Raw genomic sequence first — 26875 nt, forward strand, 5'->3', positions numbered from 1 at the left:
CGTCGATCAGTCCCCTTTCCGTCCACCGACAGTGATTTCTGACACGCGAATCATCGGTTGTCCAACATCGGCCGGAATGCTACCGGAGATCGAACCGCACATCCCTTGACCAAATCCTAAGTTGTTGCCAACCATGTCGATCTTCTGCAACACGTCGATGCCTTTGCCGATCAGCGTTGCGCCGCGCACCGGCTTTTCGATCTTGCCATTTTTAACGATATAGCCCTCGCGCACAACAAAGTTAAAATCACCGGTGGCCGTATTGACCGATCCACCGCCTAAATATTTCGCATAGAGCGCATACTCGGTGTTGGCGATGATCTCTTCCGGCGTGGACGTGCCTGCTGCAATATAGGTGTTGTTCATCCGCGAAGTCGGAGCAAACTTGTAGGATTCGCGACGGGCCGAGCCTGTCGACTCCATCCCCATCCGCTTGCCACCTAGCTTATCGATCAGATAGCCTTTGAGCACACCGTTTTCGATCAGCACATTGCGCTGCGTCGGGGTGCCTTCATCGTCGATCGTCGAAGAGCCCCACGCATTTTGAATCGTGCCGTCATCGATCGCAGTTACCAGTGGGGAAGCAACCAGCTCGCCCACCCTGTCGGAGAACACAGACACTTTTTTCGCAACAGACGTCGCTTCCAAGCCATGCCCGCACGCTTCATGGAAGATGACGCCCCCAAATTCATTGTCGATGATCACCGGAATTTTCCCACTCGGTGCAAATTCGGCGCCGACCATCGTCTTTGCCGTATGTGCGGCAATGCGAGCATGCTTCTCAATATCGAGGTTTTCCAAAAATTCAAATCCCTGGTGCGCACCTGGTGAAGAGGTTCCGACCTGTTTCTCACGCCCCAATGTGGCGACCGCTTCTACATACAGTCGCGTACGGATACGTCTATCTTCAATAAAGAGACCATCAGAGTTGGCGATCAGCACCTTTTGATCCTCATCCTTATAGCTGATCGAGGTCTGCGAGATGAGCGGATCATACGATTTGGCCGCAAGGTGCGCCCGACGCATCAACTCGATCTTCTTCGCCTTGGTCACCGATGCTGGCACGATTTGAATCGGATGTGCATGATTCAAAGAAACGGTTCGCAGATCGAGTGTAAGATCTCGCTGCGTTCCCCGAATCGCTTGCGCTGCAGAACGGGCGATCTTGATCAGGTTCTCGCGGCGGAGATCGTTCGAATAGGCATATACGGCAAACAGCCCGGAGATCACTCGAATCCCGATCCCATAATCGCGACCGGTGAGTGCCGCGTCAACGCCGCCGCCGATCATGCTGATCGATGTGCTCGTCTTGTCCTCTACAAATACATCAGCAAAGTCGCCCCCAGTTTCTAGAGCTGCTGCTAATACGTCTTCTATCATCGCTTGAGACAGCATGTGCGAACCCCCTTGGTTTCTCATTCTGTGTGCTGTAATCGTATCACAAAAATCTGATTCTTTCCTTGAAATTTTTCGAGACGCTAAACAATTCCGCTTGGCGAGGAAAAAAATTTGACAGCTTCATTCTCAGTTGATCGCCCTCCCTTCTCTCTCCCGATCGCACCGTCTGTAACGAAAAAAAGACACTTCATCACACGCGAACAGATGCCTGATGAAGTATCCTATTCATTTCGCGCAAAAGAGAACCGTCCGCAGTTGCTGCCTACACGTTCCCTTTTGCAGAGCGGCTGATCACCTTCCATGATCAACGTACAACATTTTGAGCTCCACTTGCTCATTCACCTGCTGCAACAACTCCTCATGCTCCTGCTCCAGCAGGCGTGGCCAATCCATGCGGAAGACAGAGCGGCACTCCTGTTCGCGGGTCTGGCATGACATCCGCTTCGATCGCGAACACTTCGCGCAACACGCTTTCTGTCATCACCTCTTCAGGCTTTCCTGCTTTGACCACAGTTCCCGTCTCGATCGCCACCATATGATGGGCAAAGCGGGACGCGTGATTCAGATCGTGCACGAGCATGACGATCGTTCGCCCTTCTACCGCGTTCAACTTTTGCAACAGCTGAAGCCAGATCGGTCTGCAGCTCCGTTTCATGAAACAGGAATCTAAGTTGATGACCTCGGCGGCACATCATTTCACACCTCCATCTTCGTCGTTTCGATGGCGGTTGGGGAACGGGATGACCTTCCCCGAATAGAGGCCGATCTCTGTGATCGAAACGATGTCTTCCCCCTCTAATCCATTTTCGCTCGTCACCTTCCACAGGGCGCTGATCAGATGTTGTTCGATAACTTCCACATTTCTTCCGTCTCGCAAGATGATCTCATATTTTCTATTTTGTGCCATAATGCACCCCTTTCCTTTGCATCGCTGTCAATCGCAAGCGGCTGTCATTCGCTAGCAACTCCCAACTGCGCACACCTCTTAACGCCTTGTCTGATTCTTCCAAACGCAGATTCACCCAAGAGCAATGCTCTGCAACGTATTTCGCTTCACTTCAAATGATCTTGGAAGATTTGTAAGTACCTTACAAACAATCTCTCGTTGTATCGATACAATCTGTCCATCGCCCGATTGCATATCTTGTCGCGCCTTTGATGAAAAAACCGCCTGGTCCGATGCCCAAGGCGGTGAAGTCTTACGTTGCGTCTACATCACTGCACTGCAAAACACTATCGGTTGCAATCGATCACAGTTTACCTCGGTCCAAGTTGAATGCGCTCCATCTCAGCAAGCTGCTTCCGGAGAATCTCTGTTGCTTCCGCGATCTGTCTTGCAGCATTTCCTTCGATTTTGTGATAGGTCTTGCAGACGGAGATTAGGCTCGATACGTCTTCCTTCCAGCGCTCTGTGCAGTTGTAAAGGCTGTGAGCGACCGAAACGATCTGCTCGACAGACTGGTTGGCCACATCGCGAGTGATCGCAGATGGCTCTGCGCTCACTTTGAGCCGCTCGATCTCAACCTCTTTGGCGTCAAGATCGCGCTTCAGTTCGTGCACAAACCGCTCAGCTTCTCGCAGCTCATGCTGGTAGGCAGCGATTCGCTTTTCATAATCATCAACATTGACATTTCCGTTGCTGGCGAGCAGCGCCGTATATTCTGCAGCAAGTTCGTCGCGGCGGCACTGCTCCAGCCGAAGCCGATCACGAAGCTCGCCGATCTCCCGCGCATGTTTCTGATCTCGTCCCCGCGCCTCGCTCAGCTTCGTTTCGAATTCTTTGCGGAGGCGCTTCGCTTCGGCAACCGTCACGATCTTCGCGTGCTCGGAAAGCGCTTCGACCACGCTGTATTGATCCTCTTTCGACATGCAGGCGAACTGATAGGCGGCAGTCGCAGAGAGCGTTTCATGTTCGATCATGCGCTCCAGCGGTGTGATCAGATCGTTGAGCTTGTCATAATGGTCGATCTGGCGCGGCTTCAGGCCATATTCTTTGGCGATCAGCTCGCGAGTACGCCCCGAGAACGTGTGGCAATCATTGCCCGAAGTCACGATCTTGTCGGAGCGCTGACCTTGACGCTTGCCGTAGATTTGCTTTTCTCGACGAATGCTGCGCGCGATCTCCAGCGGCGACAAGGTGCGCGTCTTCGTATTCGCGTGGATCAGCGCCAATTCCGCATCTTCATCGCTCGCATATTGTTTGATCACACAGGGCGCTTCCATCAGCTCGAACAAGCGCATCGCTCTCGTGCGCTGATGCCCGCTGATGATCGTATACCCGCCTTCGCTTCGCGGTGTGACCACGATCGGGTGCTGAACACCATGCTCGTTGATGCTCGCCGCGAGCTCTGCCAACTCATCCTCATCGAGCTTGCGAAAAAAGTTGCGCGGATGATCATGCAGTTGATCGATCGGAAGGTGGAGAATCATGTCCTTCATCTCTTGGTGTTCCTATCTTCCTCGCTGTGAAAAAAGAGCGCGTCTGTGTTTCGTCGCTCTCCACATCTGTTGGCGATTGCGGTAGATGTCAGGCGCGAGGTTCACCGCCTCATGTAGCGATAGGCCCTGTTCGAGCTGTGTGCGCAAAAGCGCCCGCTGATCAGCACTCATCTCCCCGCTCAAATAGGCGGTGCGCCGCAAGTGCTCTTCGATCGTCTCACGAAGCAATAAGCTGTCCTCTTCTGATCGCACAGTCGGAAGCGACGTCTCTCCCAGCTGTGCGATGCGCCAGTCGAGCGACTCTTCCCTTTTCGAAACGCGGATCGTTCGCCGTCCGAGATCGTGAGCGCGCAAGGTGATCGCTCTGTTCAGCAGCATGAGAAACGCCCCTTTTTCTGCAGAGCGGTAGCGTTTGACCTCAATCCACAGCGCTTCCATGTAGGTCGACTCCAGATCGGAGCGGTCTAGCGAAGGCATTTTGATGGAAAACTTGGCGATAAATCGGTGGCGGTGACTGCGCAATAGCTCGACCAAACGCACAAATTGATCGTCTCGTCCAGCAAAGAGCTCCCGATATGCGGCGAGAGCAGTCGCGGTGACCGCTGCCGAATTTACATCTGTCATGTTCATCTTCACTCCAGTCTCTGAGATGCTCGGCGCACCCCATCGCTGGAATCCTCGACAGAACAAAGGTTCGCGTTGAAAAACTGAAATCCCTGTCGTAGAATTAAATTGTCAGTGTGCTGGATGACAATTGCGAACATTCCATGGCGGTGGTTTGTTCGACCCAGTGATGTGGAACTTGTCGAGCCCTGATTTCATTCTTACGCAAGATGCACAACCTATCAGCGCATTTGGCGATGCGCTGTGCGAGCGACCTTGGCGGGTCGCTCTTTTTTTGCTTAAACGACTTATGGTTTACCATTTTTTCAATCGCCTGCGAGTTGCGTAATTTTATCTTTGTTAAGAGAGTATTTCATATCTATTTTTTTGTCAACAGTGACAAAATCACACGACTTATGTTGGATCAGCTTTAACTTACGACAGAAATTGAAGTCCTCCGATCAACTTCCAGCGCGTTTGCGCATCTCCGGTTCAGATGTTCATCTGCCCGCAAACAAAATCTGGAATTTCTACCTAGCAAAGTTCATATTTTTAGCATCCCGCTCCTCGTGTCCGAGCCCTTTCGCTGAGGAATTTAAATGATTTGTTATAAATCCGCCTTTTTGATACAATTTTTGCAGACTTGATGTAAGGGAGGGCAAGGTGATGGTTCCGACGGGAGCAGAGATTCGAAAACGACGAAAAGCGTTGAAGATGACCCAACAAGAACTGGCAGATTCGGTCGGTCTTGCTCGCTCTTACATTGCGATGATCGAATCTGAAAAGGCAAAGAATGTGTCTGCTCATCACATGAAACATATCGGTCGCGTCCTCGGGTTCACCTCGCAGGATGAACAGCCGATCTCCATCCTGGTCAACAAGATCAGAGCCGACTACCTATCGAATGACAGACAGGTCGATGATTGTCTTGCGGCAGCCGAGTCCATTTTGATCAACGCGAATGAACGCGATCTCGACTCGGTCGGCGAGCTCCATCTGCTCAAGGCGGAGATGTATTCCAAGCAGAAGAATTATCCGGAAGCGGTGCGAAACGCTTGCCTCGCCGAACAGATCTTTCGGCAGACGGGTAATATTTTCAACGCCTGCCTTGCCTCTTTTGAACTTGCAAACATCGATCTCGTCAAATCGAATATCAGCCAGGCGCTCGAACGCTTCTTGCTGATCGATCAGAAGGTCGCAATCAACAAGATCATCGATTCTGCCTTCCTCCCCCGACTGTATCTCTCGATCGCGATCTGTGCGGTCGAAGTGAACGATTTTGACATCATGCGCACGTACCTCGCCAAGAGTGAAAAACTGATCGCCAAAGCGCCCGAGCAAAAACGGGATCTGCTGTTGGCAACCAAATATTTCTTGCTCGGCGTCTCTTTAAACGAGGCGATGTCCTTCCTCGATGCGGCAGAAGCTTTTGAAAAAGCGTACCAGCACTACGAGTCAGCGAACGATCAGATGCGCGCGATACGAATGCGAACCAACCTCGCGCGAACCTATCTGCAAAGCGGTGATACGCGCAAGGCATACGAGGTAGCAACCGAAGCATACGCCTTGAAGAAGACGGTGGACGGCTGGCCTGCAAGCCTAGCCGAGTCTGAGCTGTTGATCGCCGAAATCGCATTTGCAGAAAAGGACTATGCAAAAGCGTTGTCCTTCTGTCGGTTGGTGCTTGAGAACTCCGCTCTGGATGATTCGAGAAGGGCGCGAACTCACCGCCTGATCGCTCAGGTCTCACTTCAGAGGGGCGATCGAAGCGAGTTTGAACGCCAGATGCATGCTGCCGTTTCGTTACTGCGAGGAAACTACTCGCTGATGCCCTTGCTGAATGAAATTCTTTTCGAATATATGGAGTTGACCGTCACAACCAAAAGTCCTTCAGCCTAGAAGTTGGCTGAAGGACTTTTGGTTTGATCAAGGCTGCCTGTTTTGGCGTTGTGCGTCCCGCTTATTCACTAGCGGGCCGGGGATTTCATGCGCCACACGCTTGTTCGCAAGCGGGTTGGGAGTGCCTTACGTCACCTGCTTGTTCTTCAACGGGCCGGGAATGTCATACACTACCCGCTTGTTCTTCAACGGGCCGGGAATGTCATACACTACCTGCTTGTTCTTCAACGGGCCGGGAATGTCATACGCAACCTGCTTGTTCTTCAACAGGCTGGGAATGTCATACGCAACCTTCGTCCCCCAAAACAGACCACCCGTCAAAAGCAGAGCACTCAGCACGACTCCAACGATCACCTTTTTCATTCGTTTCAACTCCTCCAGATTGATTGAGCACACAAACGATACGCAGCGATGACCCGACCAAACGATCGCTTATCGCTGAGCAACGCCTGTGCGATCTCTCATTCTCTCTCGAAGCTCACCCCCTGTTTGTCCGCCAGCTCAACAATTTTAGAGTTGGTTTCCTTCAGCGCCACCTCGCAGACCCGATCTGACCGAGAGCAACCGCGCACCTGCAAACAGAAACGACCTCAGTTCAGTGTGATACTGAACTGAGGTCGCATTTGCTCCGTCTGCGATCTGCTCTTCAGAATAAGAGTTCCAAGTTGTTGCACCTATTTCTTGCGCGAAGTTTTCCGCTTCTTCGAAGTCTTCCCCATCAGCTCATCGATCGCATCTTTGATCACATCGACCGAGATGGCAAAGCCGATGCCCTGTGAAGAAGCGCTGACCGCCGTATTCATGCCGATCACTTCCCCACGCATGTTGATCAACGGCCCGCCGCTGTTGCCGCGGTTGATCGCCGCATCTGTCTGAATCAGCTTCGCATAGTTGCGATCGCCGATCGTGATCGGACGCTCTTTCGCCGAGATGATGCCGACGGTGACGCTGTGGTCAAGACCGAGTGGACAGCCGATCGCGAGGACCCATTCGCCAACTTGGACATTTCTCGATGCGCCCAGCGGCATCGTGCGAATTCTTTTCGGTGGCTTGACCTTCAACACCGCCAGATCGAGTTCATAGGACGATCCGACAACTTCAACCGGCACCTCTTCCTCTTTGTCAAAAAAGCGGATAAAGACTTCATCAGCCCCGTGAATCACATGCTCATTGGTCAGGATGTAACCGCGCGAATCGAAAAAAAATCCCGTTCCGATGTTCATCGTCTTCCGCGCTTCATCCTCTTGCTGAAAAGTGAATGGATCTCGTCGGCGAGTAGCGCTCCGGCTCTCGCGCTTGATCACCTCGATATTGACAATCGCATTTTTGTATCGATTTGCGATGCTCACGAAATTAGGGATGGCGAGTTTGGACTTGCGCCGATGATTTGGCGCCGCAGAATACTTTTTTTTCGAATCGCGCTTTTTCACTCTGCTCACCTCGTATCATCATCCTATGTGCTCGCCATCTCTCCATGTGAGCCTAAGTCTGTCCTCGATGACAAAAAGGGCGCTCGTCTCGCATAAACATGTAGATGACAAGCCTAGAAATGGAGATGACAACTATGGAACTGATCGTTGCGATCCCGATGGCATTCGGTCTTGGCGCGCTCCATTCCTTGGAGCCTGGACATGGAAAAGGGGTGATGACCGCCTACCTGATCTCTTCGCGAGCCCGGCTACGCGATGCGGTCTTTCTCGGCTGTGCATCGGCGTTCTCCCACACCCTCTCCATCCTGTTTTTAGCATTTGTTGCGACATCGGCATTTCAGCTTTGGCTTCCTGAGCAGATCGAGGCATGGCTGGGCCTGATCTCAGGTGCGATCATCACCGGCATCGGGATGCGCATGGTGTACTTGCGCCTCAGCCCGCCCGTCGTATCGCTCGGGCGGATCGGAGTTACTTCGAGCGATGCTTACGTCTGCAGTCACGGCCACATTCATCATGACCATCGCTGGGACGGTCACTCCCATGAACATGATCATCATCATGATGACGCGCATGGCGGATCGGTTGCGGCGGTGGTCAAGCAGGATCGCTCCGTCAAACGATTGTTGACAATCGGCGTGTTGACCGGACTGATTCCCTGTCCGAGCGCGCTGGTGATGCTGCTCGCCGCCATCTCGGCTGGACAGATCTCACTTGGCATTGGACTTGTCATCGCCTTTTCGATCGGCGGAGCATTCGCCCTCTCGCTGCTCGGCATCCTTTTATTGAAAGCGGAGCACAAAGTCCGCGTGCTGGAACGGCAGCGCTTCGGCGAGATCATGGCGACGCTGAGCGCGGGGATCATCGTGCTGATCGGGTTCCTCGTCACCTATCAATCGATCGTTTCGCTCGGCCTGCTCAAGTAAAAAAGCCTCCGAGATCTCTCGGAGGCTTCAAACATTCGAATGCTTAGCCGCGTGCCAGCTCGATCAGCGTGCGCACACCAAAACCGGTAGAGCCTGACGGGTTCAGCTCTCCGCCCTCTGCATCGCGCGCAACGCCAGCGATGTCGAGATGAACCCACGGAGTGTTGTCAACAAACTCGCGCAGGATCAAAGCTGCGGTGATCGAACCGCCATCGCGACCGCCGGTGTTCTTCATATCTGCCACAGTGCTGGAGAAGCTCGCTTTGTATTCTTCGACGAGCGGCATTTCCCATGCGCGCTCTCCAGAGCGGTGGAACGCATCTTTCACTTCCGATGCGAAATCTGTATCGTTGGAGAACATTCCGCACACTTTGCGTCCGAGCGCGACGCCGATCGCACCGGTCAGCGTTGCAACGTCGACAACTTTCGTCGCCTTGCACTTCTCGATCGCATAGTGCAGCGCATCTGCCAGCACCACGCGGCCCTCTGCGTCCGTGTTGACGATCTCGATCGACTTGCCGTTCATCGCGACCACCACATCGCCCGGTTTGATCGCGCGGCCAGAAACCATGTTCTCAGCGGCGCCGATCACCCCGATCACGTTCGCTTTCGGCTTCAATTGTGCAATCGCTTGCATTGCGCCGATCACAGCGCCCGCGCCGCCCATGTCGGTCTTCATCGTTTCCATGCCAGCTGGCGGCTTCATCGAGTATCCGCCCGTATCAAACGTGACGCCTTTGCCGACGAGCGCGAGCGTTTCTTCCGAGGAAGGATCGCCGAGGTAGGAGAGGACGATCAGCTTCGATTCTTCCTCACTGCCCTGTCCGATCGACAGCAGCGCGTTCATTTTCAGCTCGCTCATCTCCGCTTCGCCAAGCACCTGAATGCCCAATCCGTGCTTGCTCGCAACTTCTGTCGCCAATTCGGAGAGGCGGGTCGGAGTCAGGATGTTTGCCGGCTCGTTGATCAGATCGCGCGCAAAGTTGGTGCTGTCCGCATACAGACGACCGATTTCCAAACCTTTTTCCAGATCTGCTTTTTTGCTCTCGTCAGCTTCCACGACGATCGCGTTTGTCAGTTTGACAACTGCTTGCGTCTTTTTCAAGTTTTTCACTTGGTACAGGCCGAGCAGCGTGCCCTCAGCGAGCGATTGTGCCGCTTTTTCCACGCCGAGAACGCCCGCGCCATGAACGAGAGTTGCATATGTCACAGCACCGAGTTCGCGAGACGCTCTCGCCGCATGCGCTGCGATCGATCGTCCACGGTTTGCGTTGAACTCTTCCACTTCGCCCAAGCCGAGGATCAGGACTCGCTTCGCCGGAAGTTTGCCAAACGTGTAGAGCATGCGAGTTTCTTTAAAAGCTCCCGTCAGATCCCCCGATTGAATCAGCGCCGAAATTTGACCGCCGAGCGCCTCATCGATCGAAGCTGTTGCTTCCTCCAGTTGTGCCACCCCTTGAAACAGCCCGATGACCAAAACATCCGCTTCCACATTCACAACGCCTTGCACTTGAAGATTGATGTTCATTCGTCTTGCCCCTTTCAAAATTTTCAGTATAAATTTCGATTTATGTAGAGTTGTCCTAAGAAAAAGAACCGACCGTATGGGTCGGCATTTCCTAGTCCAATTTTGGAGATTCGTCAGCTTTCGTCTCTTGCGGTGCTTCCTCTTGTTTCGATGCCGCATCAGCCTTCGGTGCAACTTCCGCTTTTTCGGCTGCCGGTGCCGCATCAGCCTTCGGTGCTGCTTCCGCTTTTTCGGCTGCCGGAGCCGCATCGGCCTTCGGTGCTGCTTCCGCCTTCACTGTCACTTCTGCTTTTGGAGCTGCTGCCTTGGGAGCTGCTGCAGGCTTCGGTGCCGCATCCTTGTCGGCAGCTGGCGGAGCCGGCGGAAGCGGTACAAGCCGCTCACGGCTCAAGAACTGCATCGAGCTGTCAATTTTAAAGTACAGATCGCGCTCATCTTTCGCGTGCAGAATCGAACCGTTGCGCAACACAAACGGAACATCCATGCAGAGCGAGCAGAGATCAGCACCTGCGCATTCTTTGATGTCCACTTTTTCTTCCGGATATTTAGAGACCAACGCATCATAAACTCGCTGGGAATGCTTTTCAAGGTTTTGCTTACAAAACACCCATTTCACAGATGAAGCCACGACAGACATCTCCTTTAGATAAAACTTGACACAATACTTCTTTATTCTACATCAATTCGAGGATAAAATTCCATAAAAAATGATGGCTTACCATTCTATTCTACCATTCCATTCAGATGAAGTCACATCGAATGATCGCATAGGTCTCATTTCCGCAGGTAAAACAGTGCAACAGGTGCGTACAAGGCCCCTCGACGCCCTGTTTAAATTGCAGGTCAACTTCATAAGGAGCGTACGGTCCGTCATAGTCGCTTTTCAACCCAGCATCGGTCATCGTTGCACCACAATTCTTGCATTTTAAGGAGACATTCGTCAACCCATTGCACAGCGGACATACCTGTTCCATCAAATCATGCACCTCTCCAAACGTTAGAATGTATGGATAGGTTGCCCTTGTCAAAAGGAAAAAACGCCCTCTCCTAACAAAAAGGACGTTTTTTCACTTCGGGCACGTTTCTAGGAAACCAGATCGTACCAAGCCATTTGAATCGCTTCTAATATCTTCTCGTTGCAATCTGCCGGGTCGCCTTCGAAACCTTCGAGTTCCATCACCCAACGGCGCAATGTCGCAAAGCGCAGCGACAGCACATCCTCATCCGGGTGCAACTCATGAAGCGCATCTGCCAGATCTTGCGCATCTTCCCACGTCATCTTCAGGCACCTCCTCACTCACAGTCAAAAGCGTCTGTACCGAATGCGGTCTTGTAATAGGAGCAGGCCACGCGACCTGTCTCCTGGCTTCGCCAGAGACCGAATACCCATTCTCCTTCATACAATGCATACGTCCGGGAAAACTTGGCTCCACAGGATGTACAGCTCGCCTTTTGAATCCCGCGCTCTTCGTGAAGTTCGTCCGGCTTGACCTCGCGACCGCACGACGGGCATTCAAACATCTCCATCGCTTCCATGACGTTCGCCTCTTTCAGCCGTTTCTGCTTTCCATTGTAGCACATTTGCTTCCTCAATTCTCCTGAGCACAGCTTGACCCAGTCGATGCGAAAAGCGCAGCGGCTCAGCCAGCACAAACTCCACCTCAGCATGCTGTCGCCTCGCATGCTCGACAAAGCGAGGCAAGTCTTCTGCGACATGCTTGCCTGGCAACAAAAAGTAAGGGATGATGACAACTCGCCTCACCCCTTTGTCAACACACGCTGCAATGCCATCCGGAATGCTCGGCATCGCCCCTTCTAAAAAAGCGGGCTCGATCACCTCATAGTCGCATCTGCATCTGAGCTGCTCCACGAGCAGAAACAAATCCTGATTGGCGACTTGGATCGGGCTTCCGTGTGCAACCAAAAGTAGACCGGTTGTCATCATACCCCTCCAGAACTGCTTACTTTACTTCTGCAGATTGTTTCATCGCTTTCACGAGGTTGACCACATCGCGTCCAACCTTTTCAAAGCGCTCTTGCATGTTTTGGTTTTCGAAGCTGCCGTCCTCTTTAAAGGTCACCCCGTAACCGACAGATGCGAACTGCGGCACGACATAAGCGTGCAGCGAGCGCAAGATCGTCAACATCTGGTTCAGCGTATTGGTCGCGACAGGGCCGCCTGCAGACGCGATCAGACCGACCGGCTTGTTTGCAAATTGAGTGGAGCCGATAAAGTCGAGCGCGTTCTTAAACACGCCGGAGATCCCGTTGTGATACTCGGGCGATCCGAGAATAAAGCCGTCCGCCTGCGTCATCAATTCGACAAACGCCTTCACGTTCTCCTCCTCGTATTTCCCCTCATCTTCCGGATCATACATCGGAAGCGGGCGCTCACGCAGGTCGAAAATCTCTACCTCTGCTCCTGCAGTTCTTGCTGCTTGTATGGCCACCTTGGCCCCTTTCATCGTAACCGAATCGGCACTCAAGCTTCCAATCAATACTGCGATTTTCATCGATACTACCTCCTACGTTATGATGGCGAGAATGAATTACACCATTTATGAAACATACTATAACTTAAAGTCTGTAAATACGCAACACTTTTTCCATTTGTTCCACTCATTCAAATTTTCTCTAGGAATCATGAAGCACAAACCTGCTCACAACAGTCTGGCATTCACAAATTTATCGAAGAGATACATTTTCTGGCACACTTTTTGTAGGAATTGCCCTCTCGATCGCGAATAGTGTAACTGAGAATTCCGTTTTCTCTTCAGAAGGAGGTTCGCAGACTATGTATAAAAACATTCAAAACAAATGGTTGCGCGAGCTGCTCAGCTGGGCAACCGTCTTGGCAGCTGCCTTTCTGATCAACATTCTCATCCGCGAGCACGTCTTTGCGATCACCAAAATCGACGGTCTCTCGATGATGCCCACTTTGGAAGATCATCAGCGGGTCTATCTTAACAGGCTGGCTTACAATTTTGAAGATCCGAAGCACGGCGATATTGTGGTGTTCCCAGCTCCTCACGATACGCGCGATTATGTGAAGCGCATCATCGGACTGCCCGGCGATGTGGTAGAGATCAAGAGCGGCACCCTCTATCTCAACGCTGAAGAACAGAAGGAAGCGTATGTGGATGCGGTGACGACCGACTTCCCAGAGACGATCGTGCCAGACGGGCATCTGTTCGTGATGGGCGATAACAGGCATCCCGGAGCTTCTTTAGACTCCCGTGACCCTCGGGTTGGCTTCGTGGCCGTCGACATGCTGAAGGGGCGCGTCGATTTTGTCCTCTACCCTTCGCCACATTGGCTTGACGCTGAGTAATCCAGATGCGAAATGGTCGGAGCACCTGCACGCAGGTGCTCTTTTTTATGATAAAATCTAACTAGATCATAAAGTAAGATTAAAGCACGCGTTAAACCACGAGGAAGGTGAAAGATATTGCAACAGGAGGAATCCAATTATCGGTTTCAAGTGAACCTGCAGGGCATGATCGAGCTTCTGTCTGGACATCTGTACAGCTCCCCGCGCGTCTACCTGCGCGAGCTCTTGCAAAACGGAACCGATGCGATACGCGCTAGAATCCAGCATGACCCTGACTATGAGGGGCAGATCAGCATCGAGGTGTTTTCGTCAGGCGATGGGCATCACACGCTGATCTTTGAAGATGATGGCATCGGCCTGTCCGAAGCGGAAGTACATACCTTTTTGGCAATTATCGGTGAATCCTCAAAGCGGCGAGCAGAGATGCGCGACTCCGATTTTATCGGGCGCTTTGGCATCGGCCTGCTCTCCTGCTTCGTCGTAAGCGACGAGATCGTTCTGATCACCCGCTCCATTCATAGCGATGTAGCGATCGAGTGGCGCGGCAAGCCGGACGGTACCTATCTGCTCCGGCGACTGGAAGGAGAGTTCTCACCGGGGACGCGCATCTACTTGCGCAGCAAGTTAGGCTTTGAAGAATATTTCGAGCGGTCGACTGTGCGCGACCTCTGTCGCCAGTACGGCGGCATGCTCCCTTTCCCCATCTCCCTGTCGGACGGAATGAAAAGCGAGATCATCAATGCGGTCAAGCCGCCGTGGCTTCTACCAGACTGGCAACACACCGCTGCTCCAGAGGCGGTGCTCGAACATGGACGTCAGCTGTTCGGGGAGAACTTTATCGATTATATCCCCCTGCGCTCTGAGATCGGCGATGTGAGCGGTATTGCCTTCATCCTGCCTCACCGCGCCTCGATCGCAGCCAAAACGCAACATCAAGTCTATTTGAAAGGCATGCTTCTCTCGGAGCATGTGGAAAACATCCTGCCGGACTGGGCATTTTTCGTCAAGTGCATGATCAACACGAACGATCTGATGCCGACCGCTTCCCGAGAGGAATTTTATGAGGATGCGAAATTAGCGCAAGTTCGGGAATCGCTCGGCAACTGCCTGCGCGACTATCTCGTCTACCTCGCAGAGCATGACCTGCCTCGCCTGCACAAGCTGATCGCCATCCATTTCCTCTCGATCAAAGCGCTCGCGGTGCAGGACGATCAACTCTATCGCCTCTTCATCAAGTGGCTGCCGTTTGAAACATCGCAAGGCAGATTGACGATGGAACAGATCTTAGAGCTGAACACCGAAATACGCTTCACATCCTCCCTCGATGAATTTCGCCAGATCTCCAGGGTGACGGCCGCACAGTCGATGTGCGTCATCAATGGCGGCTATGTGTTCGATACGGAGCTGATCCTGCGACTGCCGCAATTTTTCCCGCAGTATGAGATTGTCCGGATCAACCCACTCGACATCACCGAATCGTTTGAAGAGCTGACGATCGCCGAACTGCAATCGGCCTTGGCGTTCTTGCGAACGGCCGACCTTGTTTTGCAACCGTTCGGATGCAAGGCGGAAATTAAAAAATATCTGCCCCTCGAACTGCCAGCCCTCTATTCCACCAGTGAAGAGGCAACCTTCATGCGCTCGGTCGAGCGCACGCAGGAGCAGACCAATCCGCTGTTTGCCTCGATCTTGGAGTCGCTCTCGCAAGCGTTTGGCATGCAGACGCCGCACGGACAGCTGTGCTTCAACTATCACAATCCGGTCATCGCCAAGCTGGTCCGGTCTGACAACACCGCCCTGCAGGGAAAAGCGGTGGAGATGATCTACGTCCAGGCGCTCCTGATGGGCCACCACCCGCTCAATCAACAGGAGATGCGACTGCTGAACAACGGCTTGTTGCACCTGATCGAACTCGGGATGAGGTAAAGGAGTGGAGAGGATGAACTATCAGGAACAGCTCTATCTGCTAGAAAGCCAGGCGGACATGCTTCCCGATGGCGAAGCAAGGCTCGCTTTGCTCGAACAGGCGATTCGTTTAGCCGACTCGCACAACGAGCAGATCGATTCGTTTGAACTGCGGGAAAAGCTGATCGATGCGGCCAGCGCTGCTGGCAATCCGATGAAGATGCTCGTCGCCTTTTCGTGGTGCCTCTCCCATGTGGACCAACATCCACACCTGTTCGAACCGACGAGAATGCTCTGGCCCTATAAATGGGTGGTGGACGACATCGATTCGTTCTCGCAGATGTCGCGCGCGCTGATCGAACAGATGATGGACGACATGAAGCGTCGTTACGAAGAGCAGGGACTATCGCTTCGTCCCTACTACCGCCATCTGCACGCACATGCGATGCATGCCGGTCAGCAGGATGACTGTGAAACGCTCTATCGATTGTGGCTGACCGCGCCAGTCGATGATTTTTCCGACTGCACCGCCTGCGAGCGCGCACATCAGGTCGAATATATGGTCTGGTTGCACGAGGATGAACGCGCGGTGGCGCTTGCTGAACCGATCTTAAACGGACAGCTCTCCTGCTCCACTGTGCCGCACAACACCTATCATCACCTGCTGATCGCGCTCGTTCGTCTCGGACGAATCGAAGAGGCGATCGACCTGCAAAGGCGTGGTTACGCGAAGATCGAAAATGAGCTCTCGTTTCTCGATGGGATCGCCAACCACATCCGCTTCCTCACCCTGCTCGATCCTGAACGGGCGAAGGAGCTGTTTGAAAAACATCTTGATCATGCGATGACGAGCGCGCACCAGCGCAATCAATTTTATTTTTTCCTTGCCGGTTGGCTGCTGTTTGAACGATTGCGTCGCCAAGGCGAACTGAGCGATCACTTGCAGAGCTTGATCGCCAAGACGAGATCGCTTGCAGATGCGTTCGACCGGCGCAACGGAAACGATTATCACGCATCGCTGATCGAATCAACACTCGCGTTGCTCGATTCGTTTCTCTCTCCCCTCGACTGAACGTCGAGGGGTTTTGATTCCCACCAGCCGTGCTGATGCATCTTCCAACCGATCAGCTGATCAGCCCGCTCCGCCCAGACGCTCGCTTGGCGATAATCGTCCTGTCGCTTGCAGAGCTTGATCAGCAACCGATAGACGGGAAGCAGCTCCTCCCGACTCGACTGCAGCAACCTTTGCGCCTGTTCTGCCGCTTCGAACGCCAAGCTGATCTGCTGGTTTGCCTCGTACAGGTTGGCCAAAGTGAGATAGGTCAAGCCGCGCTCCTTTGGTGACGCATTTGTCCGATCGAGCGCATTGCGCAGCAAGGACACAGCGCTTGCTGTTGCTCCTAGCTCAGCTCGCACTCTCCCGAGCTCACAGCTCGCTCGCAAGATCAGGTCGGATGCTCCGATCTCTTCCGCTTCCTGCAAGCTGGCGTTCAACTCCTGTCTCGCTTCCCGAAGTCGCTTGCTGATCCTGAGCATCCGCCCATGCAGGATTTGCGCATACAGCGCCATCCGTCGATCGTTGCACGCCATATAATAACGCTTCGCCTCCCGCACATGCACTTCTGCCTGTGCGGGCCGCTCCATCTTCTCGAAAGTCAGCGCGATGCCAAGCTGCACCTCCGCTCGTTTGCGGCTTTGACCGGACAGACCTCGCAGCGATTGCTCCGCCAGGCGATAGTAATGCAGCGCACCCCGCAGCTCGCCGAGCGCCCTCAACCCTCCAGCCATGTGCATGCGCAGAGCAAGCACGAAAAGCGGCTCCTGCTTCGGAGCCGCATCGTGGTCTAACTCCCGCTCTGCACGCCGCCATTCCAGGAGAGCAAGCTCGATCTGTCCGACCGCATGCAACATCTCTCCGATTCGAACATAGAGCCGTATCGCCTCGCCGATCCTCTCGTCTCGTATCGCCAGTCGCAGCGCTTGTTCGTAGTAGCGCCTCGCTTGCTCGTATTCCCCCAACTGCTGATAGCAAGAACCGATCTGATTGAGCAGTGCGAACTCCGACCACGTCGGGTGTGGGTCGCGCAAGCAGCTTAACAACAGCGGCAACGATTCTGTCACATGCCCAAGCGACAAAAACGCCTGTGCCTGCTGATAGCAAGCCAGACGTTCCTGTTCCGCATGTTTTGCAGGCAAAAGGTGCTCTGGCAATACCCCAAGTCTTGCTGCCAACGCATGCAACAGATCGGCAGAAGGAAGTATCTTATCTGTCTCGATCTGCGAGATCATGCTTTTGGTGACAAAACCTGCTGCGAGTTCTCGCTGCGAGAGGCCAGCCGATCGCCTGAGAGCGCTGATTTTCTCGCCGAGCGTGGCCACAGTTAGAAGATGATATGCGGCGTATGACCGGCACCCGGCATCTCCATGAAGGCGGTGGTGAGCATCACCGAGATGCGCAGCGCCTCCTCTCGATTGGACAGGTTAAACTTCGATTGTACCTCTTCGGCCGTCACGCCCGCTTGGAACAGCGCGGTGCCCTGATGCGGTTCCGAGAGGATCACCAACTTCGACCCCATCGCCATGCCGAGCAAGTATTGAGGGGGAAGCGGAATCACCGCAAATTCCACCTTTCCCTGCTCGTCATGCATGGAAAAGTGAGTGATCTCCGTAAACCCTAAAGAACTTTTTTGAACTTCCATCAGACATCAACTCCTCTATCTTCTTACGTTAGAATATATCCTACCGCTTAGTATCGGCAAGTGCCCTGCTAGTAAAGCCTGCTCATTCTTGGTACACTAAAAGCGAACTGATGCTATCTGGAGAAGGAGTCTTTGCATACAATGGGAATCGTGATCGTTGAAGTCTGCGATGTCAACCCAGCTTCCGGACTCGAACTGGAGAGCTTGGAAATAAAATACCCGGGCACAAGCGTGATCCGCACGCCCTGCCTTAGCAATTGTTCGCAGTGTGCGCAACATCCATACGCCTATGTGAATGGGGAGATCTACTGGGCCGATACGACAGATCAGCTTTGGAACAAGCTGCAAGCTGCGATCGAACAGGAGCTCGCCAGCTTCGAATAGCAGCCATTCACCTCTTGCAAGTTCGAAGGGCCTGGCCGGTTGTCCATCGGTCAGGCCCTCCTCCTTTCATCAGGCGGTCATCTCTTCCGCCTCGGTGATTTCCACCTCTACCTTATAGCCGGTGTGCTTCTTGATGTTGAGCACTCCGCAGTCGAGGATCAAGTATTGCCCTTTGATTCCGAGCAGTTTGCCCGTGACCAACGGCGCTTTGTCAAATCCGATCGATTTGATTTTCTCAAGCGTCTCTAAGATCGGATAGGTGAACTCATACAGTTCCTCTACATCAAAAAGGTATTGCTGATACTCTGCCGGCACCACCTGCTTGATCTTCTCCCTCATCTCAAACAGGTCTACCTCTTCCACCACACCTCTTAACATCTTGCGCCAATCGGTCTTGTCGGCGACATGTTCCGCAATCGCCATCTCCAACTCCCCTGCCATCTTGCGAGTGGGAAGCTCTGCGATCGGAATCGCCTTGATCGCGCCTTGATCCACCCAGCGCGTCAGCTCGCGGTTCTTTCTGGTCAGCCCGACCTTGATCCCCGAGGAGAGCGCGAGATAGACATAGTGCGGAATCATGCAGTGCGTTGTTGCGAACTCCTCGTCGCGACAGGTCCCTTTGTCAAAATGGCATTCGTGCGGCTTGACGATGCACAGGTCTGTCTCCGGCAAAGTGGTGACGCACGGATAGCAATAACCTCCACCATACAGCTTATTCACCTTGCGACCGCAGGTGCAACAAGCCCGCTCACCCAAAAACGAAAAGCGCAACTCGGTGCCGATCAATCGATTTAAGGCGATGCGATGTTCGCCGACCTTCAAGTAATAACGAACCGGGGCTTCCGGTTCATGTCGCAGTTCGCTCAAATACCCTTGATATGTCGCCATGGTTCACTTCCTCTCTCAGACTGAGCTTCTTTTTACAAGTGTATCAAAAACGGATGAGAGTTTCGACCCTACTCTCTGTCTCGCTTGTAGACGTTAAACTCTTCCGTCCTGCGAAACCCGATCCCCGCATAGATGTTGGCAGCAGGCGCGTTGGTCCGCGTCACGCTCAAGGATACCGCATGTGCTGGCCCCTGCTTATCCCTTACCCGCCTGAGACCTTCGCGCACGATCTCGCCGCCATATCCCTTCCCTCGGGCATGCTCGGCAACCGCCGTATACATCAGCAGCGTATCGCCCGCATAGCGCCCCGATGTGATCTGTTGAAACATGGCGATCCCGACGTCCTGTCCGTCCGCATCGCTCGCCAGAAACCATAATTCTGGATCGACCGGCCCATACCGCGTCTGAAACATCTCAAAGCTCTCGACCGGATGATCGACACACCACTTCATCATCGGATCGAGCGATCCGGCGAAAGAAGCTGCATAGACTTGGTAAAAACGCGCTTTGACCGCCTCGGTGAAGCTAAAAAACTGTAGTCCTGTCCCCCGTGGCGCCACTTGCTCTCTCAGTTTGAGTCGCATATCAAAACGCTCCAACCAGAGCGAGAAACCGGCCTCTTCGAAAACATCGCCCAGCGTCGAGGAGTGCATCGGATAATCCACATAGGTCGCATGGGTCATCTCCTGCCGCACGAACGACCAGATGTCGGTCAACAGCGCTTTTGCCACCGCTCGTTGATCATAGCGAGGGTCGACATCCGGGCGCAGAAGCTGCAGTTCATTTTCGAACTCACCATAGCGCAGCATCCCGGCAAAGCGCTCGCCATCGAGCGCTACCAGCGTGTTGGATTCGATCATCTCCACCATGCCCTGCTCCTGAAAGCGAGCCACTTCCCGCTCGACCAGTTCATCGAGCGCCGCACCCTCCAGTCCTCTCGAAGCATGGACGAGGTGCGTGAGGTGTCGCAAATCTCCCGGCTGGACAGGACGCACCAAAAATTCCATCTCAAAACCTCCGTTCATTTGACGATCAGCTCAACTCTACTATACAGTAAAACTACATTAAGGGGGAAAGAAGAAAATGTCGACCAACATGTCCTATCAATTGACACCTGCCGCACCCTATCGCTTCGAATATTTTCAAAAACGAGTGGCCAACTCGTCCAACTCTTACCTCTACTCGTACGGGGAGAGTCGCCTGTCGCGGGCGCACATCATCGGAGGTAGTCCCGTGTTGGTGCATGTCTCAACAGATGCGATCCAAGACGTCAAACACCCTCCGGTCATCCTGCTCGAAGTGCAAGGCGCGACAGATCGGGAGCAAGCGGATCAGGCTGCGCAGATCTGGCGTCACATGCTATCGGTCGATCGCTCTCTGCTTCCCTTCTACGAACGTATTTCGAACGATCCTGTGATGAGCAGCATCACCCAAGAGCTGTCAGGCATGCATCTGCTGCTCGACTCCGGCCCGTTTGAATCGATGATCCTCTCCATCATCGGACAACAGGTCAACCTGACGTTCGCCGAGGCGCTCAAGCGTTCTCTCGTCGAACTCTGTGCGACTTCGATCGAAGTTGATGGGCAGAGCCACTATGCCTTTCCCTCCGCCGAGCAGATCGCCCGCTTGGAGTATGATCAGCTGAGAGCGCTGAAGTTCTCCCAGCGCAAAGCGGAATATGTGATCGACTTTTCCCGCGGGGTGGCAGAGGGAAGCATCGATTTGGACAGTCTGCACAGCATGTCCAACGAGGAAGCGATCGACTTTCTGATCAGATTGCGCGGCATCGGGCGCTGGACGGCAGAGTGCGTGTTGCTGTTCGGCCTGGGTCGCCCCAACCTTTTGCCCGCAGCAGACATCGGGTTGCGCAACGCCATTCAGCACTTCTGGCAACTGGAGGTGCAGCCGACCGAGCAGGAGGTGCGCGAATTTGCAGCTGGCTGGAAAGGGTACGAATCATACGCCACCTATTATCTTTGGACCGCGTATGGCATCGCGCGCGACAAGTTGAAGCAAGCTAAACAAAAAAAGGGGCGGTCCGATTGAAGCGATTCAAGCTTCTTTTGCTCATCGCATCGTTTACAACGGGGCTCAGCGCGTCAAGCGTCGCCCAAGCGAGGTGGTTCGCTCTCGACGAGCCGGTCGATCGATTCACAAATTTCGAAAGCGCCAATCACTACGCGGAGCACCTGCTGCTTGAGCGGCAGGTCGGAGCACGCTCCGCACTCTTATCTGCTGAGCTCACCATCGATCGCACGTCGAAGGAGCCGCTTTCGCATGAGCAGTTCGAACAGCATTTCCACGGGCAGGTGTTGGCATACAAGCCGCCGACAGACAACAGCGCAGGATCGATCACCTTGCTGGTGAAAACGAAGACAGCTTTGCACCAAGCCAATCGAAAAGTGACCTATGCCGTTCCTCCTTCAGCATCGGTCACGCAAAACACGAAGGTCGTCACGTTTTCAGATGTGCGTGTTGGTGACACGGTGGGCCTTTCTGTCCTGCGCAACGCTGTCGTCAACATCGATGTGTTTCCACCGCTGCGAAAACATCCGGAGTAAAAAAAACACCATCCCAGCTGGGATGGTGTTTTCGTTATCGCAGATCGAAGCCGTTTTGACCGAATGGCTTCGGTTGTGCCTGAATGCCTTCGAAGACGAGCATCCAACCGTTCTCCCCGCGATAGATCTTCGTCTCTGTCTTGTCGTCGATCATCAACAGGTGGAACAGAGAAGCGTTCGATTTCAAATAGGGGCTGAGATGCTCATCGTGCAGTCGCAAGTTGAGCACTCTGTGCTTGTCCTGCTGTTGCACGACCACACCATCTGTCAACAGAAAATCGGCGATCGTCACCGGCGGCAAAAGCGGTGATTTCATATGCGATTTGACATGCTCATAAGCGCTGCGCGTCGCTTTTGCTTTTCGGCTTTGTTCGAGTACGTAGGCGAAATACATGTCAGGTCTCCTCGCTTTTCAGAATTAACGTCCTCGCTCCTCTTCCGACTCGTCCTCGTCTTGATCTTCCCATTCGCGCAGCTTCTGCTGATAGCGAAGTTTGCGCTTGATCTCCTCTTCCTTCGACCACATGGTGCGATCGACGCGGGAGAAGACAAAGATGAATGGCAAGATCAAAAGCATGCCGATGACTGCCACGCCAAGAGCTGACAGCACCGAGTAGAGCAGAGATACGCCGCTGAGGAAGAGGATCAGAAAGACGGCTGGGCAGAAGACAAGACAGGTGCGCCACCAAAAACGAATATAGGACATCTAGCTGTCTCTTTCTCGCAGCCTCTAGCGTTGAGCGAACTCTGCCAACAGGCGCGCTCCGTAGCCGATCGCCCCTTCGTTGCTAAAGGAGTGCGAACGGTTGACCGCCATCGGGCCAGCCATATCGACATGCGCCCATTTTTGGTTCTCGCCGACAAAGTTGCGCAAGAACAGAGCTGCGGTGATCGCACCAGCCAGGTCGCCCGAGGAGATGTTCGACAGATCGGCGATCGGAGAGTACAGCAGATCTTCGTACTCATCGAACAGCGGGAGTTCCCACACCTTTTCTCCGGTGACTTTCGCTGCCTGCTCAACCGTTTCTGCTACGCTTTCATCGTTCGCCCAGAAGCCAGCCATCTTCGAACCGAGCGCGCGCATGCAAGCGCCGGTCAGCGTCGCGATGTCGATCACGCGCTCCGCCCCGATCTCCTGCGACAGGATCAGCGCGTCGGCGAGCACGAGGCGACCTTCTGCGTCGGTGTTGCCGACAGAGACAGTCTTCCCGTTGCGGTATTCGATGATCTCCCCCGGAAGCATCGCGTTGTTGTCGATCAGGTTCTCACAAGAACCGATGATGCCCACAACGTTGACCGGTGCGTTCAGACGGGTCAAGATGTACATCGCACCGACAGTCGCCGCTGCTCCGCCCATGTCCATCCGCATGTCTGACAGATCGCGCGCGATCTTCAGCGAATAGCCGCCAACGTCAAAGGTCAGACCTTTGCCGACCAGAGCGGTCAGCGGTTTCGACTGATCGTTTTGGAAGTTGATCTTGATCATGACCGGCTTGTGAATCGATCCGCGACCGACTGTGATCAGGCCGTTAAACTGGTTCTTGACCAGCTCCTCATCCTTGAAGAGCTCCACAGTAGCGCCCGAATCTTTAAACAGGTTGGTCACGTAGTCTGCGAGGTCATACGGGCGCATCTTGTTGGTCGGCTCGTTGTTCAGCTCGCGAGCGATCACAGTGCCTTCCCCGTAGATCTTACCGCGGGTGATCGCATCCTCATGGCCTGCGAGGTCACCGTCGAGCGAAGCGATCGTGATCGACTGAACGGTCGATCCTTCTTTTCTCGACTTGTATTTGTCAAATTGATACTCGCCCATCACGTAGCCTTCTGCCACCGTGTGCACGAGATCATCTTTGGAGTAGGAAGTGCCTTCTGGGAGCAGGACGGTCACCTCAGCCACGCCTTCTTTGCGCGCTGCGCGAGCGCCGAACGCCACCGCGTCACGGAACTTGTTCAGCTCGAACTTCTTTGCATCGCCGAGACCGACGACAACAAAGCGGGTGCCCTCATGATCGAACCATACGACATGGTCTTTTTTCTTGCCATGATAATCGCTCAGCTTCAGGCCGAGCTTTTCAACGTTTTGACCGATAAATACAGGCAGGATCGTCGTCTTGCCCGCTTGATATGTACCCAGAGTAAAGTTCATCTCAAGTTCCTCCTTCTATTCTCTTTCAAAACTTTCGCATATGGAAATATTCTTTCATTGCCATTATACCTCGTTCCCTTTAAAACACCAAGAAAAGTTTTTCCCACTAGGCGTCGATCCATCCCTTTACCCGCTCGACCGCCTTCTGCCAGCCAGCATAGCGATCTTCGCGTTCTCCGGCCGCCATCTGCGGGGAAAATGACATCTGCTCACCAGCCAACCGCCTCAAATCATCCAGGCTGCTCCACATGCCGATCGCGAGGCCAGCCAGAAAGGCAGCTCCGCGCGCTGTCGATTCATGATCTGCAGCCCGCACCACCTCTGTGCCGAGCAGATCCGCTTGGTATTGCATCAAAAAGCTGTTCTGCGTCGCGCCTCCATCGACGAGCAGCCGGGAGATCGCCAGTCCTGAATCTGCTCGCATCGCATCGAGCACGTCGCGCGTCTGGTAGGCGATCGCCTCCAGCATCGCACGGGCGATGTGCGCGCGGGACGTATCGCGCGTCAGGCCGAAGATCCCACCCCGAGCGTAAGCGTCCCAATAGGGAGCGCCAAGTCCAGTAAAGGCGGGCACCACGTAGACGCCATTGCTGTCTGGCACCGATCGGGCCAACCGTTCCGACTCGGCTGCATCCTGCACGATCTGGAGCTCATCGCGCAACCACTGCACGCCCGCGCCGGCGATAAATACGCTCCCTTCGAGCGCGTATTGCACCTCTTCACCGATCTTCCAGGCGATGGTGGTCAGCAGACCGCGCTTCGATTCTCTCGGCATCTCACCTGTGTTCATCAACAGAAAACAGCCGGTGCCGTACGTGTTTTTTGCCATCCCTTCCGCAAAACAGCCTTGCCCGAACAGAGCGGCCTGCTGATCGCCCGCGATGCCGGCGAGCGGGATTTCCACCCCGAGCAGGTCGCGGTCGGTCATCCCGTAGACTTCGCTCGATCCGCAGACTGTTGGCAACATGTTGCGCGGGATGCCGAACAGCTGCAACAGCTCGTCATCCCAGTCGAGCGTGTGAATGTTGAAAAGGAGTGTTCGCGACGCGTTCGTCACATCGGTGATGTGCAGTCTGCCCCCTGAGAGCTTCCAGAGCAGCCAGGTGTCGATCGTGCCGAAAAGCAGCTCCCCTTTGGCTGCTCGCGCGCGGAGCTCAGGCGATCGATCGAGCAGCCACTCCGCTTTCGTTCCAGAAAAGTAGGCGTCGACCACCAAGCCGGTCTTGCTGCGAATGATCTTGTCATATCCAGCTCGACGAAGCTCATCACAGCGACCTGCCGTTCGGCGGCATTGCCAGACGATCGCCGGCGCGATCGGCCTGCCTGTCGCCCGCTCCCAGATCACCGTCGTCTCGCGCTGATTGGTGATGCCGATCGCCGCCACCTCATCCGGCTGAACGCTCGCCTTTTGCAGAGCTTGTCTCAGCGCTTGCAACTGCGTCTCCCAGATTTCGAGCGCATCGTGCTCAACATGTCCTGGCTCCGGGTAATACTGCGGAAACGTCAGCTGCTCGACCGCAAGCGCACAGGCGTTCTGATCATAGATGATCGCCCGTGAACTTGTCGTTCCCTGATCGAGCGCGACCACATAGCGCCGCTTCCTGTTGTCCGACATGTCTCGTGCCCCCTCTCCACTCAATATTAATTGAATTTTCATTTTTTGAACAGCGCGGAATCGGCACCGCTTCTTTCCAATTCTTACGACTTTGTGAAAGCGAGCGCTTCAACAGGTGAAATCTGTTGCATAGCTTTGAAAAATAGTGGTATCATGACTAATAGAAATCAGAGCGTAGGGAGGGACTCCTGTGTACCGTTACTATATGGGCATCGCACTTATGTGTATGATCATGGCTTTGTTTGGCTTGTTGCTTTCGGTCAATGCGGCCGCATTCGCAACAATCCTCGTCGGATTTGCTGGTGCATTCTTGGCAATCGCCTTCATCACCGCAGGCCCAGAAGCTCGCTGGTAAACCTATTTTCAACCTTTTGAATGTATACGTACCATCACCCCTGTGGCATACCACAGGGGCTTTTTATCGTTTTAACCATTCGCAAAGCTCCGGAAGCAGGAGTTCCGCACTGTGGTTGCACCTGATAATCGGCACCCCTTTCTCCTCTGCGATCTTCGGCAGCGCACAGACCGGCTTCATCTCAAGCTTGGTGCCGACGATCAGCAGCAGGTCTGCCTGACCGACCCGATCGACGGCGATCGCGATGTGCCGCACATCCTCCCCAGCCAGCACGATGTTTGGCTTCAGCAGCTGTTGACAGCTTGGACAACATGGCGTCCGATCGCCTTTCGCCTCCTCAGACGGATAGAGCGCATAGCACGTTTCACAGATGAGCTCTCGCAGATTGCCATGCACTTCTAACACTTCGGCACTTCCCGCCTTTTGATGAAGCCCATCGATGTTCTGCGTGATGACGCTCACCTTCGCCTCGGCGAGCGCGCGATGTGCCGGATTCGGCTGGGCAGTGCGCCAGTCGAGCAACATCTCTCGGTAGCACCGATAAAAAGTTTCCGGCTCCCGACGGTACATGTCGACGGTGAAGATCTCCTGCAACGTGAACCCTCTCCACTTCGCAGCGGCAGTCGGCAGACCGCTCGGAACGGAGATGCCAGCTCCGGTGATCGCGACAGGACGCTTCGCGCTCTTCGCCCAGCCTTTCCACTGTTGCTCCATTTCGCAAGCCTCCCTTCTGGATAACAGTATGACCCAAATTCACATACTATCTTTAGC

30 protein-coding genes and 1 pseudogene are annotated in these 26875 nt (G+C 54.0%); 9 read left to right on the forward strand and 22 right to left on the reverse strand.

The window, feature by feature from the left end:
- Positions 1–6: 6 nt before the first annotated feature.
- The 5 genes and pseudogenes from ACFSOY_RS01965 to ACFSOY_RS01985 all read right to left on the reverse strand — a co-directional run bounded on the left by ACFSOY_RS01965 (position 7) and on the right by ACFSOY_RS01985 (position 4461).
- Positions 7–1395 (reverse strand): TldD/PmbA family protein, encoded by a 1389-nt coding sequence (locus ACFSOY_RS01965; RefSeq protein WP_386043809.1) that lies wholly within the window; start codon positions 1393–1395, stop codon positions 7–9.
- Between the two features lie 361 nt (positions 1396–1756).
- Positions 1757–2026: pseudogene (fecE, locus tag ACFSOY_RS01970) on the reverse strand (Fe(3+) dicitrate ABC transporter ATP-binding protein FecE); the annotation flags it as partial.
- 63 nt (positions 2027–2089) lie between these two features.
- Positions 2090–2305 (reverse strand): hypothetical protein, encoded by a 216-nt coding sequence (locus ACFSOY_RS01975; RefSeq protein WP_386043811.1) that lies wholly within the window; start codon positions 2303–2305, stop codon positions 2090–2092.
- Between the two features lie 350 nt (positions 2306–2655).
- Entirely contained in the window at positions 2656–3837 is a 1182-nt protein-coding gene (locus ACFSOY_RS01980) for a ParB/RepB/Spo0J family partition protein (RefSeq protein WP_386043813.1), read from the reverse strand.
- 12 nt (positions 3838–3849) lie between these two features.
- A complete protein-coding gene (locus ACFSOY_RS01985) occupies positions 3850–4461 on the reverse strand; it encodes a hypothetical protein (RefSeq protein ID WP_386043815.1) in 612 nt (203 codons plus the stop codon).
- Positions 4462–5106: 645 nt separating this feature from the next.
- On the opposite strand from ACFSOY_RS01985, the gene ACFSOY_RS01990 reads away from it, so the two are divergent.
- Positions 5107–6339, forward strand: coding sequence for a helix-turn-helix domain-containing protein (locus ACFSOY_RS01990; RefSeq protein ID WP_386043817.1), 1233 nt, complete (start codon positions 5107–5109; stop codon positions 6337–6339).
- 126 nt (positions 6340–6465) lie between these two features.
- Here ACFSOY_RS01990 and ACFSOY_RS01995 read toward each other — a convergent pair whose 3' ends face one another.
- Together ACFSOY_RS01995 and ACFSOY_RS02000 are read right to left on the reverse strand one after the other, a co-directional pair.
- Entirely contained in the window at positions 6466–6702 is a 237-nt protein-coding gene (locus ACFSOY_RS01995; RefSeq protein WP_386043819.1) for a hypothetical protein, read from the reverse strand.
- Positions 6703–7013: 311 nt separating this feature from the next.
- A complete protein-coding gene (locus ACFSOY_RS02000) occupies positions 7014–7778 on the reverse strand; it encodes a S1C family serine protease (RefSeq protein ID WP_386043821.1) in 765 nt (254 codons plus the stop codon).
- A gap of 125 nt (positions 7779–7903) precedes the next feature.
- Between ACFSOY_RS02000 and ACFSOY_RS02005 the strand changes: the two genes are divergently transcribed.
- Positions 7904–8692, forward strand: coding sequence for a nickel/cobalt transporter (locus tag ACFSOY_RS02005; protein ID WP_386043823.1), 789 nt, complete (start codon positions 7904–7906; stop codon positions 8690–8692).
- 43 nt (positions 8693–8735) lie between these two features.
- On the opposite strand, the gene ACFSOY_RS02010 is transcribed toward ACFSOY_RS02005, so the two are convergent.
- From ACFSOY_RS02010 to ACFSOY_RS02035, 6 genes are all read right to left on the reverse strand, one after another.
- Positions 8736–10220 (reverse strand): leucyl aminopeptidase, encoded by a 1485-nt coding sequence (locus ACFSOY_RS02010; RefSeq protein ID WP_386043825.1) that lies wholly within the window; start codon positions 10218–10220, stop codon positions 8736–8738.
- A gap of 91 nt (positions 10221–10311) precedes the next feature.
- The gene (locus ACFSOY_RS02015; RefSeq protein ID WP_386043826.1) at positions 10312–10848 is read right to left on the reverse strand and encodes a DUF1450 domain-containing protein; all 537 of its coding nucleotides are present in this window, start codon (positions 10846–10848) and stop codon (positions 10312–10314) included.
- A 456-nt stretch (positions 10849–11304) separates the two neighbouring features.
- Positions 11305–11499, reverse strand: a complete 195-nt coding sequence (gene iscX, locus ACFSOY_RS02020; RefSeq protein ID WP_386043828.1) for a Fe-S cluster assembly protein IscX — start codon at positions 11497–11499, stop codon at positions 11305–11307.
- A gap of 14 nt (positions 11500–11513) precedes the next feature.
- On the reverse strand, positions 11514–11756 hold the full coding sequence (locus ACFSOY_RS02025; RefSeq protein ID WP_386043830.1) for a hypothetical protein: 243 nt from the start codon (positions 11754–11756) through the stop codon (positions 11514–11516).
- The gene (locus ACFSOY_RS02030) at positions 11734–12162 is read right to left on the reverse strand and encodes a sirohydrochlorin chelatase (protein ID WP_386043832.1); all 429 of its coding nucleotides are present in this window, start codon (positions 12160–12162) and stop codon (positions 11734–11736) included. Before ACFSOY_RS02030 ends, ACFSOY_RS02025 begins: the two co-directional genes overlap by 23 nt.
- Before the next feature lie 19 nt (positions 12163–12181).
- Entirely contained in the window at positions 12182–12733 is a 552-nt protein-coding gene (locus ACFSOY_RS02035) for an NADPH-dependent FMN reductase (RefSeq protein WP_386043834.1), read from the reverse strand.
- Between the two features lie 281 nt (positions 12734–13014).
- Here ACFSOY_RS02035 and lepB point away from each other — a divergent pair, with 281 nt between their 5' ends.
- From lepB to ACFSOY_RS02050, 3 genes are all read left to right on the forward strand, one after another.
- Positions 13015–13551 carry a signal peptidase I gene (gene lepB, locus ACFSOY_RS02040; RefSeq protein ID WP_386043836.1) on the forward strand — a complete coding sequence of 179 codons (537 nt, stop codon included), beginning with the start codon at positions 13015–13017 and terminating at the stop codon, positions 13549–13551.
- 117 nt (positions 13552–13668) lie between these two features.
- Complete coding sequence (locus ACFSOY_RS02045) at positions 13669–15477, forward strand: HSP90 family protein (RefSeq protein ID WP_386043838.1); 1809 nt, start codon at positions 13669–13671, stop codon at positions 15475–15477.
- A 13-nt stretch (positions 15478–15490) separates the two neighbouring features.
- On the forward strand, positions 15491–16528 hold the full coding sequence (locus ACFSOY_RS02050; protein WP_386043840.1) for a hypothetical protein: 1038 nt from the start codon (positions 15491–15493) through the stop codon (positions 16526–16528).
- On the opposite strand, the gene ACFSOY_RS02055 is transcribed toward ACFSOY_RS02050, so the two are convergent.
- Together ACFSOY_RS02055 and ACFSOY_RS02060 are read right to left on the reverse strand one after the other, a co-directional pair.
- Positions 16465–17835 carry a helix-turn-helix domain-containing protein gene (locus tag ACFSOY_RS02055; RefSeq protein WP_386043842.1) on the reverse strand — a complete coding sequence of 457 codons (1371 nt, stop codon included), beginning with the start codon at positions 17833–17835 and terminating at the stop codon, positions 16465–16467. The two genes, ACFSOY_RS02050 and ACFSOY_RS02055, sit on opposite strands and share 64 nt — an antisense overlap.
- 2 nt (positions 17836–17837) lie before the next feature.
- A complete protein-coding gene (locus tag ACFSOY_RS02060; RefSeq protein WP_386043844.1) occupies positions 17838–18155 on the reverse strand; it encodes a hypothetical protein in 318 nt (105 codons plus the stop codon).
- A 141-nt stretch (positions 18156–18296) separates the two neighbouring features.
- Between ACFSOY_RS02060 and ACFSOY_RS02065 the strand changes: the two genes are divergently transcribed.
- Complete coding sequence (locus ACFSOY_RS02065) at positions 18297–18539, forward strand: YuzB family protein (protein WP_386043846.1); 243 nt, start codon at positions 18297–18299, stop codon at positions 18537–18539.
- Between the two features lie 69 nt (positions 18540–18608).
- Here ACFSOY_RS02065 and ACFSOY_RS02070 read toward each other — a convergent pair whose 3' ends face one another.
- Entirely contained in the window at positions 18609–19427 is an 819-nt protein-coding gene (locus ACFSOY_RS02070) for a DUF2797 domain-containing protein (protein WP_386043848.1), read from the reverse strand.
- Between the two features lie 68 nt (positions 19428–19495).
- Positions 19496–20434, reverse strand: a complete 939-nt coding sequence (locus ACFSOY_RS02075; protein WP_386043850.1) for a GNAT family N-acetyltransferase — start codon at positions 20432–20434, stop codon at positions 19496–19498.
- Between the two features lie 76 nt (positions 20435–20510).
- On the opposite strand from ACFSOY_RS02075, the gene ACFSOY_RS02080 reads away from it, so the two are divergent.
- Together ACFSOY_RS02080 and ACFSOY_RS02085 are read left to right on the forward strand one after the other, a co-directional pair.
- Positions 20511–21473 (forward strand): DNA-3-methyladenine glycosylase family protein, encoded by a 963-nt coding sequence (locus ACFSOY_RS02080; protein ID WP_386043852.1) that lies wholly within the window; start codon positions 20511–20513, stop codon positions 21471–21473.
- On the forward strand, positions 21470–21988 hold the full coding sequence (locus ACFSOY_RS02085) for a hypothetical protein (RefSeq protein ID WP_386043853.1): 519 nt from the start codon (positions 21470–21472) through the stop codon (positions 21986–21988). The genes ACFSOY_RS02080 and ACFSOY_RS02085 overlap by 4 nt, the downstream gene beginning before the upstream one ends.
- Positions 21989–22022: 34 nt before the next feature.
- Here ACFSOY_RS02085 and ACFSOY_RS02090 read toward each other — a convergent pair whose 3' ends face one another.
- The 4 genes from ACFSOY_RS02090 to glpK all read right to left on the reverse strand — a co-directional run bounded on the left by ACFSOY_RS02090 (position 22023) and on the right by glpK (position 25749).
- The gene (locus ACFSOY_RS02090; RefSeq protein WP_386043855.1) at positions 22023–22382 is read right to left on the reverse strand and encodes a hypothetical protein; all 360 of its coding nucleotides are present in this window, start codon (positions 22380–22382) and stop codon (positions 22023–22025) included.
- Between the two features lie 24 nt (positions 22383–22406).
- Positions 22407–22694: a hypothetical protein gene (locus ACFSOY_RS02095; protein ID WP_386043857.1), complete on the reverse strand. Its 288-nt coding sequence runs from the start codon at positions 22692–22694 to the stop codon at positions 22407–22409.
- 24 nt (positions 22695–22718) lie between these two features.
- Positions 22719–24134, reverse strand: coding sequence for a leucyl aminopeptidase family protein (locus ACFSOY_RS02100; protein WP_386043859.1), 1416 nt, complete (start codon positions 24132–24134; stop codon positions 22719–22721).
- A 106-nt stretch (positions 24135–24240) separates the two neighbouring features.
- Positions 24241–25749 carry a glycerol kinase GlpK gene (gene glpK / locus ACFSOY_RS02105; protein ID WP_386043861.1) on the reverse strand — a complete coding sequence of 503 codons (1509 nt, stop codon included), beginning with the start codon at positions 25747–25749 and terminating at the stop codon, positions 24241–24243.
- 190 nt (positions 25750–25939) lie between these two features.
- Between glpK and ACFSOY_RS02110 the strand changes: the two genes are divergently transcribed.
- A complete protein-coding gene (locus ACFSOY_RS02110; protein ID WP_386043863.1) occupies positions 25940–26104 on the forward strand; it encodes a hypothetical protein in 165 nt (54 codons plus the stop codon).
- Between the two features lie 63 nt (positions 26105–26167).
- On the opposite strand, the gene ACFSOY_RS02115 is transcribed toward ACFSOY_RS02110, so the two are convergent.
- A complete protein-coding gene (locus ACFSOY_RS02115; protein WP_386043865.1) occupies positions 26168–26818 on the reverse strand; it encodes an SIR2 family NAD-dependent protein deacylase in 651 nt (216 codons plus the stop codon).
- Positions 26819–26875 lie beyond the last annotated feature (57 nt).

This window comes from Tumebacillus lipolyticus, from assembly GCF_042682745.1.
Classification (GTDB): domain Bacteria; phylum Bacillota; class Bacilli; order Tumebacillales; family Tumebacillaceae; genus Tumebacillus_A; species Tumebacillus_A lipolyticus.